15 protein-coding genes and 1 tRNA gene are annotated in these 13,201 nt (G+C 68.9%); 12 read left to right on the top strand and 4 right to left on the bottom strand.

What is annotated here, in order from left to right; translation table 11 throughout:
- Positions 1–18: 18 nt before the first annotated feature.
- Genes ACFWNN_RS25320 through ACFWNN_RS25310 form a run of 3 tightly spaced genes read left to right on the top strand, consistent with a single transcriptional unit; the run spans position 19 to position 2,095 of the window.
- Complete coding sequence (locus ACFWNN_RS25320; RefSeq protein WP_382442405.1) at positions 19–705, top strand: response regulator transcription factor; 687 nt, start codon at positions 19–21, stop codon at positions 703–705.
- A gap of 23 nt (positions 706–728) precedes the next feature.
- Entirely contained in the window at positions 729–1,589 is an 861-nt protein-coding gene (locus tag ACFWNN_RS25315) for a sensor histidine kinase (protein WP_382442552.1), read from the top strand.
- A 5-nt stretch (positions 1,590–1,594) separates the two neighbouring features.
- The gene (locus ACFWNN_RS25310; protein ID WP_045311897.1) at positions 1,595–2,095 is read left to right on the top strand and encodes a molybdenum cofactor biosynthesis protein B; all 501 of its coding nucleotides are present in this window, start codon (positions 1,595–1,597) and stop codon (positions 2,093–2,095) included.
- 871 nt (positions 2,096–2,966) lie between these two features.
- Here ACFWNN_RS25310 and mscL read toward each other — a convergent pair.
- From mscL to ACFWNN_RS25290, 4 genes are all read right to left on the bottom strand, one after another.
- Entirely contained in the window at positions 2,967–3,410 is a 444-nt protein-coding gene (gene mscL / locus ACFWNN_RS25305; RefSeq protein ID WP_382442404.1) for a large-conductance mechanosensitive channel protein MscL, read from the bottom strand.
- Positions 3,410–3,964 carry an SAF domain-containing protein gene (locus ACFWNN_RS25300; RefSeq protein WP_382442403.1) on the bottom strand — a complete coding sequence of 185 codons (555 nt, stop codon included), beginning with the start codon at positions 3,962–3,964 and terminating at the stop codon, positions 3,410–3,412. The genes mscL and ACFWNN_RS25300 overlap by 1 nt, the downstream gene beginning before the upstream one ends.
- Positions 3,965–4,036: 72 nt before the next feature.
- Entirely contained in the window at positions 4,037–4,366 is a 330-nt protein-coding gene (locus tag ACFWNN_RS25295; protein WP_382442402.1) for an FmdB family zinc ribbon protein, read from the bottom strand.
- A 94-nt stretch (positions 4,367–4,460) separates the two neighbouring features.
- A complete protein-coding gene (locus tag ACFWNN_RS25290; protein ID WP_382442401.1) occupies positions 4,461–5,027 on the bottom strand; it encodes a 5-formyltetrahydrofolate cyclo-ligase in 567 nt (188 codons plus the stop codon).
- A 38-nt stretch (positions 5,028–5,065) separates the two neighbouring features.
- Between ACFWNN_RS25290 and ACFWNN_RS25285 the strand changes: the two genes are divergently transcribed.
- The 9 genes from ACFWNN_RS25285 to ACFWNN_RS25245 all read left to right on the top strand — a co-directional run bounded on the left by ACFWNN_RS25285 (position 5,066) and on the right by ACFWNN_RS25245 (position 13,131).
- Complete coding sequence (locus tag ACFWNN_RS25285; RefSeq protein ID WP_382442400.1) at positions 5,066–5,953, top strand: UTP--glucose-1-phosphate uridylyltransferase; 888 nt, start codon at positions 5,066–5,068, stop codon at positions 5,951–5,953.
- A 17-nt stretch (positions 5,954–5,970) separates the two neighbouring features.
- A complete protein-coding gene (gene glp, locus ACFWNN_RS25280) occupies positions 5,971–7,194 on the top strand; it encodes a gephyrin-like molybdotransferase Glp (protein WP_382442399.1) in 1,224 nt (407 codons plus the stop codon).
- Positions 7,191–7,844 carry a GNAT family N-acetyltransferase gene (locus ACFWNN_RS25275; RefSeq protein ID WP_382442398.1) on the top strand — a complete coding sequence of 218 codons (654 nt, stop codon included), beginning with the start codon at positions 7,191–7,193 and terminating at the stop codon, positions 7,842–7,844. The genes glp and ACFWNN_RS25275 overlap by 4 nt, the downstream gene beginning before the upstream one ends.
- Before the next feature lie 156 nt (positions 7,845–8,000).
- The gene (glpR, locus tag ACFWNN_RS25270) at positions 8,001–8,723 is read left to right on the top strand and encodes a gephyrin-like molybdotransferase receptor GlpR (protein WP_382442397.1); all 723 of its coding nucleotides are present in this window, start codon (positions 8,001–8,003) and stop codon (positions 8,721–8,723) included.
- A gap of 59 nt (positions 8,724–8,782) precedes the next feature.
- Positions 8,783–8,855, top strand: a tRNA-Ala gene (locus ACFWNN_RS25265).
- Positions 8,856–9,038: 183 nt separating this feature from the next.
- Entirely contained in the window at positions 9,039–9,755 is a 717-nt protein-coding gene (locus tag ACFWNN_RS25260) for a hypothetical protein (RefSeq protein WP_382442396.1), read from the top strand.
- A 92-nt stretch (positions 9,756–9,847) separates the two neighbouring features.
- Complete coding sequence (locus ACFWNN_RS25255) at positions 9,848–10,222, top strand: cupin domain-containing protein (protein ID WP_382442395.1); 375 nt, start codon at positions 9,848–9,850, stop codon at positions 10,220–10,222.
- A 135-nt stretch (positions 10,223–10,357) separates the two neighbouring features.
- Positions 10,358–10,900 (top strand): hypothetical protein, encoded by a 543-nt coding sequence (locus ACFWNN_RS25250; RefSeq protein ID WP_382442394.1) that lies wholly within the window; start codon positions 10,358–10,360, stop codon positions 10,898–10,900.
- A 245-nt stretch (positions 10,901–11,145) separates the two neighbouring features.
- Positions 11,146–13,131: a protein kinase gene (locus tag ACFWNN_RS25245; RefSeq protein ID WP_382442393.1), complete on the top strand. Its 1,986-nt coding sequence runs from the start codon at positions 11,146–11,148 to the stop codon at positions 13,129–13,131.
- The last annotated feature ends 70 nt before the right edge of the window (positions 13,132–13,201 follow it).

Raw genomic sequence — 13,201 nt, 5'->3', positions numbered from 1 at the left:
GTGGCTTAGCGTGGTGACGTGGTGGAACGGGTGTTGGTCGTCGATGACGACACGACGGTGCGCGACGTGGTGCGCCGCTACCTCGAACACGCCGGGTACGAGGTCGAGCTCGCCGGCGACGGGGAGCAGGCGCTGCGGCTGATGGCGGCCCAGGAGCCGGACATCGTGGTGCTGGACCTGATGCTGCCCGGCATCGACGGCCTCGAGGTGGCCCGGCGGATCCGGGCGCGCGGCAGCACGCCCGTCGTGATGCTGACGGCGCTGGGCGAGGAAGAGGACCGGATCGCCGGCCTGCAGATCGGGGCGGACGACTACGTCACCAAGCCGTTCAGCCCGCGTGAGCTGGCGTTGCGCGTCTCGTCGGTGCTGCGGCGGGCCCACCGGGCGTTCGAACCGCGGGTGGTGCGGGACGGGAACCTCGTGCTGGACGTGGCCGCGCACACCGCGACGTTGTCCGGGGAGCCGTTGCAGCTCACGACCCGCGAGTTCGACCTGCTAGCGTTCTTCATCGGCAACGCCGGGAAGGCGTTCGGCCGCGCCGAGCTGCTGGAGCGCGTGTGGGGCTGGCAGTTCGGCGACCAGTCGACCGTCACCGTCCACGTGCGACGGTTGCGGGAGAAGATCGAGGAGGACCCCGCGAAGCCGCGTCGGCTGAGCACCGTGTGGGGCGTCGGCTACAGGTATGACCCGTGTTCGATCGGTTGAGCCGCGTCTCGCTCACCACCGTGATGACCGTGATGGTCATCGTGCCGGTGGTGGCGACCATCGCCGGTGTGCTCGTGGTCAGCGGGTTCATGTTCACGCCGATGCTCGGTGTGGCGCTGATGGTGTGCGCTGTGGTCGCCGTGGTGACCGTGCCGTTCTCGATCCTGCTCGGCCGTGCGATCGCCCGCCGGACGATGTGGGAGCGCGAGGCGGAGGCGTCGCGGCGGCAGCTGGTGGCGTGGATCTCGCACGACCTGCGCACGCCGCTGGCCGGCATCCGCGCCATGACCGAGGCCCTGGAGGACGGCGTCGTCTCGGAACCGGGCGAGGTGGCCGTCTACGCGAAGCAGATCGCCCTCGAAGCCGATCACCTGGCCAAGCTGGTCGACGACCTGTTCCAGCTCTCCCGCATCACCGCCGGCGCCCTGAACCTCTCGATGCACGACGTCGCACTGGCCGACGTGGTGTCCGACGTCGTCGCGGCCTCCCGCCCGGTGGCTTCTCTGAAGGGCGTCGAACTGCGCGCGGACGCTCGCGAGTGGCCGGTCGTGCGCGGCTCCGATCCGGAACTGATGCGTGTCGTGCGCAACCTTGTGTCCAACGCCATCGGCTACACACCGGAGGGCGGCACGGTGTCCGTCCAGGTCGATGTGGACGGACCCGACGCCGTGGTGCGCGTGGACGACACGTGCGGCGGCATACCCGATGACGTGCTGCCACAGGTCTTCGAAGTGGGCTTCCGAGGCACTTTCGCGCGCAACCCCTCAGGCGCCGGACTGGGCCTTTCCATCGCGCGTGGCCTCGTCGAGGCCCACCACGGCCGGATCGGCGTCGAGAACCACGGTCCTGGCTGCCGCTTCGAAGTCAGACTCCCGCTACGGTGATCGGTATGGAACGCAGCGCGCAGCGCCTTGGCCGCGCTTTGGTCGTGATCGTGGACGACCGGGTGGCGCACGGCGAGCAGGACGACAACTCCGGGCCTCTCGTCACCGAACTGCTCGAAGAAGCGGGCTTCATCGTCGACGGCACCGTCGCGGTCGAGGGAGAGGTGGTCGACATCCGGGCCGCCCTCAACACGGCCGTCATCGGTGGCGTCGACCTCGTGGTCACCGTGGGCGGCACCGGCGTGTCCCCGCGCGACGTCACGCCCGACGCCACACAGGGCGTGCTCGACCGCCCCATCCACGGCATCGCGGAGGCCCTGCGGGCGTCCGGGTTGGCCGCGGGGGCGGTGGACGCCGGGATCTCGCGTGGGCTGGTCGGCGTGTCCGGTAGCACCTTGGTCGTGAACCTGGCCGGGTCTCGTTCCGCGGTGCGGGACGGGATGGCCACGTTGTCGGCATTGGTGCCTTATGTGATCGAGCAGTTGAGCGGTCTTGACGAAGAGTGATTCGCCTGGGCCGGCCGGCGACGCTGACGCGGTTGCGCGGCGTCGCCGGTTGGCTGAGGTTTTCGGTGAGGTGCTGCCGGAGACCTCGTCGGATGAGCGGGCGCCTGGTGCCGGTTCTGACGATCGTGAGGCTTGGTACCGGGAGAATCGGCCGCCGCATCACGGTGGTTGAGGTGCGGGTGCCGGTTCGTAGGCCGGTTCCTGTTCCAGCGGGTTGGTCGCGGTTTGTTGGTTGGGCTGCGGTTGCGAGAGTTGGTCGCGCAGGTCTCGACGAAAGACCTGGGGTGTGCGATTGGGGCTTGACTTCGGGGCCCTTGCGAGGCGCTCATCGGCCGGAAAAGGCCGGGCTGAAAAGCGCCCGGCCGAGCTCGAGAAGCTAGCACCTCGCACCCAAAGTCAAGCCCCAATCGCCATGCGCGGGTGGAACCGGCTCTGTGGCGGGCATTGGCCCGTTCGGGCTCGCCTTCGGCATCGCGTGCCAGGCCTCGTAGGTGGGCGGCTTGCGTCGACGGCTGTCCGGCTGGCACCGCGCGCCGGGCTTGCGTGCGTGGTCGTTTTGCTTTGACGACTGCGGTTGGGTGCGTGCGCCGGGCTGAGACGGTGGTCGCCTTGCGTTGACGACTGCGGTTTCGCCTTTGGCTTCATCGCGTACTCGGCTGTCGCCGTGCCCCTCGTCTCAGCGCAGTTCGCTGCATTCCGCAGCCACCCTGTGCGCCTGTGCCTCGCTCGCACCTCGCGCCGCTCCGCAACTCGGCTGCCTCGCGTGCCTCGTTCTTGGCCTGGCTCGCCGCTTTGGCGTGCAGGCGTGCCTTGACGGAGCGCGCGGGCTGGGGGCTGCGCGCTTCGTCTCGGCGGGGAGGGGGTGGGTGGTTTAGATTGCCGGGCCGCGGCGGTCCGGGGGCTGGGGCGTCGTCTGCTGCGTTGACGCTGCCTGGGCCTGGAGGAGGTCGCGGATCTCCTTCAGGAGTTCGACGTCGGTGGGCTCGGACGGGCCCGGCTCCACGCCCTTCTCGCGGCGTTCCTTGATCTTGTTCATCGGCAGCACGAAGATGAAGTAGACGACTGCCGCGACGATCGCGAAGTTGATGATCGCCGTGATCAGGGCGCCGAGGTCGATCTTCGTCTTCTCGTTCGCCTCGATGAGCCTGAACGCGAGACCTTCGACGTTGTTGCCGCCGAACAGCGCCACCAGCGGGTTGATGATGTTCGTGGTGAACGCGGTGACGATCGCACCGAACGCGGCGCCGATGACCACGGCCACGGCCAGGTCGACGACGTTTCCGCGCATCAGAAAGTCTTTGAATCCCTTCAGCATCAGCGGAGAGTAACGGCTAATGCTTGATCCAGTGACATCGCGGCCACACGAGTTGCATTAAGTCTCGGCAACGTCAGGACGACCACCTGGCCCTGGGTTTCGCGCACTGTGGCGTTCTCGGCGAGTACCTCGCCGGACGAGGAGATCACGTCCACGCGGGCGCCTGGGCGGACCACGGCGGCCAAGGCCTGGTCAGCCAGTTGTACGGCTGTGGAGGCTTGGTCGGGTGCGGTGGTCGCCAGGTCCACGTCGGTCAGCGGGATTCCTGCGCGCGTCGGGGACGCGAGCGGTCTGCCCACCAGATCGGTGGAATTCCGGAAGGTCCCCGGTACGGGTGAGGGCAGGGACACCAGGCGGAGGTCGGCGGCCGTCAGCGAGGCGCCTGCCGGGAGGTCGCGCGACGCGACCAGGGTCGGGTGGCCTACGTCGGGCCAGAAGAAGGTCACCAACGCCGACAAGGTGAGGCCCAAAGCCAGGAATCGGCGCCACGCAACGGAAAGCGGGCGGCGGAGGAGCGAGCGGACTCGGTCGGGCAGCGTCGTGGAAAAGGTCATGCCTCCGACCGTAGGGCGGTCGGAGGCAGGTCAAGTCGGGTTGAGCCGCAAGTTGTGGACAACTCGCGATCTTCAGGACGCGGCGGCCGCCGGCGCGCTCGAAGAAGAGGACGAAGACGACTTCTTGTCCGAAGAGGACGAAGAGGACGAAGACGACGTGGAGGTCGTCGTCGACGACTTCGAGTCCGAAGTGGAGGACGACGAAGACGTGCTCTTGGACGAGCCCGAACGGCTGTCCGTGCGGTAGAAACCGCTGCCCTTGAACACGACGCCGACGGCGCCGAAGAGCTTGCGCAGCTTGCCCGAGCACTCCGGGCACTCGGTGAGGGAGGCGTCGCTGAACGACTGCACAGCCTCGAACCGGTGCTCACACGCGGTGCAGGCGTACTGGTACGTAGGCACTGGGTCTGCTCCTAGCTCTGGCACTCGACCGTTGTGAGTGCCAACACGATTTTCGCTCAGGACCTTCCCGGAGCGCAAACACACCAGGTCAATGTCACAGCCATCGCAGGCCCACCGAGGGCGTCACCACGCCGTTCATCAGCACGTCGTGAGGCTCGCCGGGCACGTCGGCGAGCACCTCGGAATCCCGCACGACGCCCACCAGCGGCGCGTTGACCAGCGGCAACGACCGGTCGTAGTGACCTTGACCCTTGCCCAGCCGCACCCCGGTCACCGACACGGCGAGGGCGGGCACGAGCACCAGCGAGGCTCCAGCGATCGCCGAGGCGCCGAGCCGCTCACCGGTCGGCTCCAGCAGCTTGAACCCGGCGGGCGCCAGCGACGAGGGCCCGGAGTACACCGCCCAGTCCAGCGGGGCGTCACCCGTCACGATCGGTAGCAACACGCGGCACCGCAGCCCGTCCAGCCAGGAGGCGTCACCGGGCTCCGAGCCGACCGGGATGAACGCGCAGAGCGTCTGATCAGCGGAAACGTCCAGCGAAGCGACGTGCGCGGCCAAAGCGCGGGATTCAGATGAGCGAACCTCGGGAGAAAGAGAACGCCGGGCGGCCAGCAACTGTGAACGCAACGTGGCCTTCCGGTCACGAAGATCGGACGTCATGTCGGGTACCCCTCGGTATGTCGTTAGCATCGCAGCCCATGAGCAGCGCCTTCCACACCGCTATCGTGCCCGCGGCCGGTCTGGGCACCCGTTTCCTCCCCACGACCAAAGCCGTGCCGAAGGAACTGCTGCCCCTGGTCGACACCCCCGCCATCGAGTACGTGGCGCGCGAGGCGGCCGAGGCCGGTGCGAAGAAGCTGGTCATCGTCACGTCGCCGACCAAGGCGTCGGTCGCGAACTACTTCGACGAGAACCCCGACCTCGAGGAGTCGCTGACCGCCAAGGGCAAGACCGACCTGGTCGAGAAGATCCAGCGCGCCCCGAAGCTGATCAAGGCCGAGACCGCGATCCAGGAGCAGGCGCTCGGGCTCGGGCACGCCGTCGGGTGCGCCGAGGGCAACCTGACCGGTGAGGACGAGGCCGTCGCGGTGCTGCTGCCGGACGACATCATCCTGCCGAACGACGCCCTCCAGAAGATGGCGAAGGTCCGCGAGGAGAAGGGCGGCAGCGTCCTGCTGGCGTTCGACATCCCGCGCGAGCAGATCTCCGCGTACGGCGTGTTCGACGTCCGCGACACCGGCAACGACGACGTCAAGCAGGTCGTCGGCATGGTCGAGAAGCCGAAGCCCGAGGACGCGCCCTCGACGTTCGCCGCGGCCGGCCGCTACCTCCTCGACCGGGCGATCTTCGACGCGCTCAAGCGCATCACCCCCGGCGCGGGCGGCGAGCTGCAGCTCACCGACGCCATCGCGCTGCTGATCAACGAGGGTCACCCCGTGCACGTCGTCGTGCACCGCGGCGGGCGACACGACCTCGGCAATCCCGCAGGATTCCTGCGGGCTGCGGTTGACTTCGCACTCAACACCCCGGAGTACGGACCCGATCTGCGCGAGTGGTTGCGGGAACGCCTCGACGACAACTCCTGAGCGCGAGGACCAATCACATGAGGTCAGTGGACGAGCAGCTCGCTCGGGTGATCGCGGCCGCCGTGCGGCCCGCACCCGTACGCGTGGCGATCTCGGAGTCGCAGGGTCTGCTCTGCGCCGAAGAGGTCGTCGCGGAACGCGCGTTGCCCGGCTTCGACCAGGCCGCCGTGGACGGCTACGCGGTGCGCAGCGTCGACGTGTCCGGCGCGAACGCGAGCCCGGTGCAGCTGCCGGTCGTGGGCGAGATCCCGGCCGGCTCCCGGCAGCCGCGCCGGCTGCAGCCCGGCCAGGCGGTGCGGATCGCCACGGGCGCGCCACTGCCGACGCTCGCGGACGCCGTCGTGCCGCTCGGCTACACCGACGGCCACCAGGCCAAGGTGACCGTCAACCGCAGCGTGCCGTCCGCCGGGTTCGTCCGCCGCACCGGCGAGGACGTGCAGACCGGTGACGTCGCGGTCCGCCGTGGCGCGTCCATCGGCGCCGCCCAGGTGGGTCTGCTGGCCGCCGTCGGACGCAACAAGGTGCTCGTGCACCCACGCCCGCGCGTGTCCGTCATCTCTCTCGGCGAGGAGCTCGTCGACGTGGACCGCACGCCCGGTCAGGGCCAGGTCTACGACGTGAACTCGTACGCGCTGGCCGCCGCCGCACGCGACGCGGGCGCCGAGGTCAGCAGGGTCGGCATCATGTCCGCCGACCCGCGCCGCCTGCGCGAGGTCGTCGAGGGCAGGCTGCTGCTCTCGGAGATCGTCGTGATCGCGGGCGGCGTCGGCGGCACGGTCGGTGACGAGGTCAAGGCCGCGCTCACGGACCTCGGCGACATGGACGTCAACCGCGTCGCCATGCACCCCGGCTCCGCGCAGGGCTTCGGCAGGCTCGGCCCCGACGCCGTGCCGACGTTCCTGCTGCCCGCGAACCCGATGAGCGCGCTCGTCGTGTTCGAGGTGCTGGTCAGGCCCCTGATCAGGGCCGCGCTGGGCAAGAAGAACCCGTACCGCCGGGCCGTCAGCGCGAGGCTGCTGTCGCCGTTGCAGTCCGCGAAGGGCCGCCGGGGCTTCCTGCGCGGCCAGCTGCTGCGCGACGCGGACAACGGCGAGTACCTGGTGCAGCCGCTCGGCACGTCCGGGTCGCACCTGCTCGCGTCACTGGCGGAGGCCAACTGCCTGATCATGGTCGACGAGGACGTCACCGAGATCTCCGTCGGTGAAGAGGTGCTGGTCAGCTTCCTAGCGCAGCGTGGATGAGCGCTTTCGCCGATCTGGGCAGACACCCCGGCTGGCCCGCCCGGCTGGGGCCTCTCCAGGTGCGCGCGGGCGTCGTCGAGCTGCGCGGGCCGAGGTTCTTCGACGGCTCGAAGTGGTCGAGGCTGCGCCTGCGTGACCGCGCCTACCTCGAACAGTGGGAGCCCACGGCGCAGGAGGGCTGGGACGAGCGCAACGCGACGCTCTCCTGGCCCGCGCAGTGGTCGTCGCTGCGCGGCATGGCCCGGCGCGGATCCACGCTGCCGTTCATGATCCTCGTGGACGGCGAGGTGGCCGGTCAGATCACCGTCGGCAACATCGTGCGCGGCTCGCTGCTGTCCGCGTGGATCGGCTATTGGGTAGCCGCTGATCGGGCGGGAGGCGGCGTCGCAACGGCGGCCGTCGCGTTGCTCGCGGACCACGCTTTCCGCGACGCTGGTCTGCACCGGCTCGAAGCGACCGTGCGACCCGAGAACGGTCCCTCGATTCGGGTGCTCACGAAGTCCGGCTTCCGCGAGGAAGGCCTCTTCAAGCGTTATCTGGATGTTGCCGGGCAGTGGCGCGACCACCTCTGCTTCGCGCTCACGTCCGAAGAGGTCCCGGATGGCCTAGTGCGCCGTTTGGTCGCACGCGGAGAGGCCCGTCTTCCCTGATCTTCGCTTCCGTTCGTCGTAATCACTTCACCCAAAAGTGGGTGATACACCACACTTTGGTACGCACTGGGGTCGGCGTGCCTCCGACACAGGTGTGACTGTTGTGACTAACGTGGTTGGCAGCACCACGCGTGGGCCGGGGGAGGTGAACGGGGAATGCCGAGTTCGCTGATCATCGTTGCACTGGTCGTCGCCTGGCTCGTGGTCCTCGTCCCCATGATGGCCCGCAAGCGCCAGGAGAGTGCGCGCAGCGTGGGGGAGGAGTACGACGCCATGCCAGACGCCGAGTACGACGACATCCACGACATCGACGACGACTACTTCGACGAGGAGGAGTACGTCGAGCGCCCGTTCCGGCGTGGCCGTGGTGGCTACGACCCGGAGACCGCAGCGCTGGTCGCCCAGGCCAAGTACGCGTTCCGCCGCAGAGTGGTGGCTCTGCTGTTCGTCGCCGCGGTGGCATCGGCCATCGTCGCCGGAGTGTTCTTCACGAAGCTCTGGTACGGCCACGCCGCGATCGACCTGCTGCTCGTCGGGTACCTGACGTACCTGCGCCGGCAGGTGCGGATCGAGGAGGAGATCCGCGGCCGCCGGCTCGCCCGGCTGCAGCAGGTCCGCCGCCGTCGTGCGACGGGTCCGCAGCAGCAGGAGGCGCCGGCCCCGGTCGTCGCGGACCTGCCGAAGCAGGCCGGTCCCGACGAGCAGGAGACCACGCAGGTCGAGGTCGTCGAGGAACGTCCGGCGCTGCCGCCGTTGCCGCGCTTCGAACACCACGTCCGTCCCGGCACGATCCCGGTCGACTCCGACGACGAGGACCCGGTCTTCGTCGAGTTAGAGGGACTGGAGTCGCTGCGGTACCGAGGTGCTGTCGGGGCTTAACGAGGGGTGGTGAAAACACCCCTCCAGGGACTGCTATAGTTCTCTTCGTAAGGAAGCAAGGGGCTGTAGCACAGTTGGTAGCGCGTCTCGTTCGCATCGAGAAGGTCAGGGGTTCGATTCCCCTCAGCTCCACTTAAGAAGCAGGGCCGGTGGTCACGACCACCGGCCCTGCTTCTTTTGCGCGTACGTCCACTGTGGACGAGTGGTGCAGGGGTTGTGGAGACCTCGTGAATCCGTTCGGCTCATTGCGTCGCGCCGGATATCTTCTGGCGCGTGAACATCCTTGGGGGATTCAAAGCAGTGTGCGTTGCGGCGGTGGCCATCACCGTCGTCAGTTGTTCGCCGAGCGCGGGTACGGGGTCGGGGGACCAGGCTCCGGCCGCACCGGAGAAGAAGGTGCTGGACGTCAGCGGGTTCGGGAAGCTCAAGCCCGGAATGTCCAAGCAGGACGCTCTCGCGACCGGTGAGCTCGCCCCGGCCGTCGCGGGCCGGACCGGCAAGTGCGAGGACCACCGGTACACGGGCGCGCCGGCACCCGACGCGAAGCAGCTCGAAGAAGAGGCCGAGTTCGAGAAGAAGTACGAGGCCGCGCAGAAGGCCGCCGACGACGCGGAGGCGGCGATCGGCCCGGCGCCGGGTGCGAACGCGGGTGCCGCCGAGTACGCCGCCTACGCCGAGAAGGCCGCCGCGTCGGCCGAGGCCAGCGCCAAGGCGACCGAGCTCATCTCGGAGTCCACGAAGCGGATCGTGGCGCGGGCGGAGGCGCGTGAGGCCAACGGCGGGGTGCTGTTCGCGGGCGACGAGATCCGCATGATCGTGCCGCCGCCGGGTGTCACGGCCGCGAAGGACATCGCCAAGGGTGCGACGGTCGAGCAGCTCAAGGCCGCCTACCCGAACGCGGTGGAGAAGGAGGCCGGCAAGACCTTCGAGGTGTCGGTGCCCGACCAGAACGACGTCGTGCTGAGCTTCCACTTCGCCGACGGGAAGCTCACGACGTTCCTGCTGTTCAACAGCGAGGCGAAGTGCAGCTGAACTGACCTGTGAAAGGGCCGCTCACCGTAATGTGAGCGGCCCTTTCGTCTATATAAGAGCCGTAAGCTCCGCTCCCGCGAAAGGCTGTACCCATGAGCGACGCGCCGCAGGACAAAGTCACGGTCCTGTCCGCCGATGCCCTTGCGCAGATGAAGGCGTTCCCGCTGCACGGCGACGAACGACTGCGGAACAAGCTGCTGTGGAAGTCCCCCAACGGCGACACGATCGTCGGCCTGCTCCAGATGGCTCCGGGCGCGCGCGACGTCGGCCACAACCACCCGTCGGCCACGCAGCACACGTGGGTCGTCGACGGCACGGTGAGCATCGGCGGTGTGGAGGCGACCGCGGGTTCGTACGCGTTCGTGCCGCCGGGCGTGGACCACGAGACGGTCGCGGGCGACGAGCCGGTGACGATGTTCTACATCTACCAACCGACCGCCGAGCACGACCACGATCACGACCACTGACAGGTCCCCACCAGAAACCGGGGCGGTTGCGGCGTTTCGCCGCATCGACCTGACCTGGAACGGCTTTCGCGCGCGCCACCCATCTATGGGGTGAAGTTGGATGAACAACGCGGCGTCGGCAAATAGTTTTCTCTCATGAGATCCGTCGTCGCCGCGTTATTACTCGTGGCCGTCACCTCCAGCGGTGCAGCGGCCTCCGAGGCCCCTGCCGCCAGGTGCGCGGCCGCCCGTCCTGTCGTCTCCAGCACGGAGACAGCTGTAGAAGCACGCGTTCTCACCGGCTGCACGGCCGGTGAGCTCGTCGTCTTCCGGGCCGCCCTGACCTTCCGCGCCCACGGCACCGCCTGCACCGCGATCTCCCAGGAGCTCGAAGCGGACCCGGCCACCGAGCCGCAGTGGATCCGCGCCCGCCTGGAACTGAGCTGCGCCCCGGGCGAGAAGGGCCACGCAGGCTCCCAGGCCACGGTCGAGATGTACGACCAGCGGAACACCCGCGTCGCCTCCTACGTCCTCTCCGACTCCTACGCGGAGAAGGCCGCCTCCCACCTGTGGACCGTCGAGTTCGTCGCCGGCCTCAGCGACCTGCCCGCGCCACCCGACCCGGCTGTGCGGACCTCCAGCGCGTCGGCGGGGCAGGGGAGCTCCCTCACCAGGATCGATCACCAGGCCCGTTCCTGATCACCCGTTCGCCACCCCGTCCTCCGGCGTGTCTTCGATAACGAATCGCGCAAAAAGGGCGACTCCTGTCAACGGAGCCGTCCATCGCAACGTGTAAGAGCCAACAGGCCGAACGTGCGATGGGCGGAGGTGCAACGCGGTGATCAAGGAAAGGGTTGCTGTGGCGTCAACCGCAGACCAATTACGCACAGTAAGCTGACAGGGCGCCTAGGCTGGGGGTGATCTCGGAAGGGGTGGTGTGAGTCGTGGGGCTCGCTGAGTCCTTGCTCACGTGGCTGCACGGCTTCGTGGGTGCGAGTGTCTGCCCCGGTGACTGGGTGTGGACCACCACGGCGCTCGGTGCGGTGCTCGGGTTGTTCCCGACCATAGGTGCGTTGCTGTCCATCGCGGTGCGCCGGGTCGTCGGCAACTCCTACGGACCCGTGACCGGTGCCATCTTCACCGTGCTCGGCGTCGCCAGCTGTCTGGTGCTGCCGTGGCTGATCATGCGCGGAACCGTCCAGGGGCTCGCGGGGCGCAGCATCACCGGCGCCGACTCGCTCGACGAGGCCACCTGCTTCGGCCAGTTCTCGCAGGGCAACTACCTGGTCGACGGGGCTCCGTCGATCATCGGCGTGATCCAGCGGCCCGGCCAGTCGGTCGTGTTCCTGGTCGCCGCGGGCATCACGATCGTGCTCGCGCTGCTCTGCCTGCTGTTCGTCATGCTGCAGTCGGGGTCGGCGTTCCGGCTCGGGCCGAACTGGCCGCGCCGCGTGTTCTGGCCGATGTTCCTGGTACTGCTGGTGACCACCTCTGCGTTTCCCGTGACGCTGGTGGGCCATGTGCTGCTCGGGTTTCTGCCAATTGCTGTAATCGGGTCAATCGTCGTGCGGATTTTCGGGTTGACTACCGCCATGCTCAACCGCCCCGGCCGCGACCGGTCCCAGGACCGGAACTCGCAGAACCAGCCACCGCAGCCGGTGGCGCGCACGCCGCAGCCCCAGAACAACCAGCTGCCGCAGGGTCAGCCGAAGCAGAAGGCGCCCACCAAGCCGATCACGGCCGCGCAGCACCAGCCGCCGCCCGGCCAGAACCCGCCGCCGTACCAGCCGGCGCAGGTGCCGAAGTACCAGCCGGCACCGATGAACCGCCCGATGCGCCCGGTCACGCAGCCGCAGCCGCAGCCGTCCCAGCAGCAGCCGCCGCAGAACCAGCCGCCGCGCCAGTACCCGCCGACCCGCGTCGCCGAGGTCATGCCGCAACCGGGCCCGCCCCAGCCGTCGAACCCGGCGGTGCTCGCGGACACGCCGGGGCCTCTGCCGTTCGGTCCGGGCGCGGCGAACGCCGAGTCGCCCGCACCCGTGCAGAAGTCGGGCAAGGTCTGGAACCCGGGCAACGGCCGGTTCCGCCGCGTCCGCCAGCTCGGCTCCGGCGGCTTCGGCACGGTCTGGCTCGCCGTCGACGAGCAGCTCGACCGCACCGTCGCCGTGAAGCTCGCGCACGCCCCGGACAACGACACCGAGGCCCGCATGCTCCGCGAGGCGCGTGCGCTGGCCGCCGTCCGCCACCCGAACTGCGTGCGCGTGTTCGACATCGTCCAGGACCCGGACGGCCTCGCCCTGGTGATGGAGTACATCGAGGGCGCCTCGCTGTCCGAGACGGTCCTGAAGAACGGCCTGATCGACGACAAGCTCGCCGCCCGCCTCTGGCTGAACATGGCCGACGCCCTGGCGGCGGCGCACGACCGGGGCGTCCTGCACCGCGACGTGAAGCCGTCCAACGTGATCGTCGACGGCCAGGGCACCGCGCACCTGATCGACTTCGGCATCGCCCGCTCCAAGGGCGACAGCACCCTCACCGCCACGGGCATGATGGTCGGCACCCCGGACTTCCTCGCGCCCGAGACGGCGCGGGGCGAGACGGCGTCGCCCGCCTCGGACTCGTGGCAGCTGGCCGCGACCGTGTCGTACGCGCTGACCGGCCACCCGCCGCGCGGCTCCCGCGAGAACCCGATCTCCTCGCTGATGGCCGCCGCCCAGGGCGAACCGATCACCAAGCTGCCGCAGAAGAGCGCGCACGCGCGGCTGCTGCTGGCGGCGATGGACCCGGAACCGGGCCGTCGTCCGTCGCTCGCGCAGGTGCGGGGGCAGCTGTCGCAGTTCCTCGACCAGCAGGGGATGAGCAAGGAGGGCCCGGTGACCAAGATGATCACCAAGCCGGGTCCGCCGCCGACGAGGCACATGCCGATGTAGGCGAACCGGGTGAACACCTCGCACGGCGGTAACGGTCATAAAGGGCATAACGACAACCGCGTTGTTTCCT

The sequence above is a fragment of the Lentzea sp. NPDC058450 genome, assembly GCF_042721395.1.
Taxonomy (GTDB): Bacteria; Actinomycetota; Actinomycetes; order Mycobacteriales; family Pseudonocardiaceae; genus Lentzea.
The sequence above is the reverse complement of the archived record's forward strand: the minus strand, read 5'-3'. Positions and strand labels throughout refer to the sequence as shown.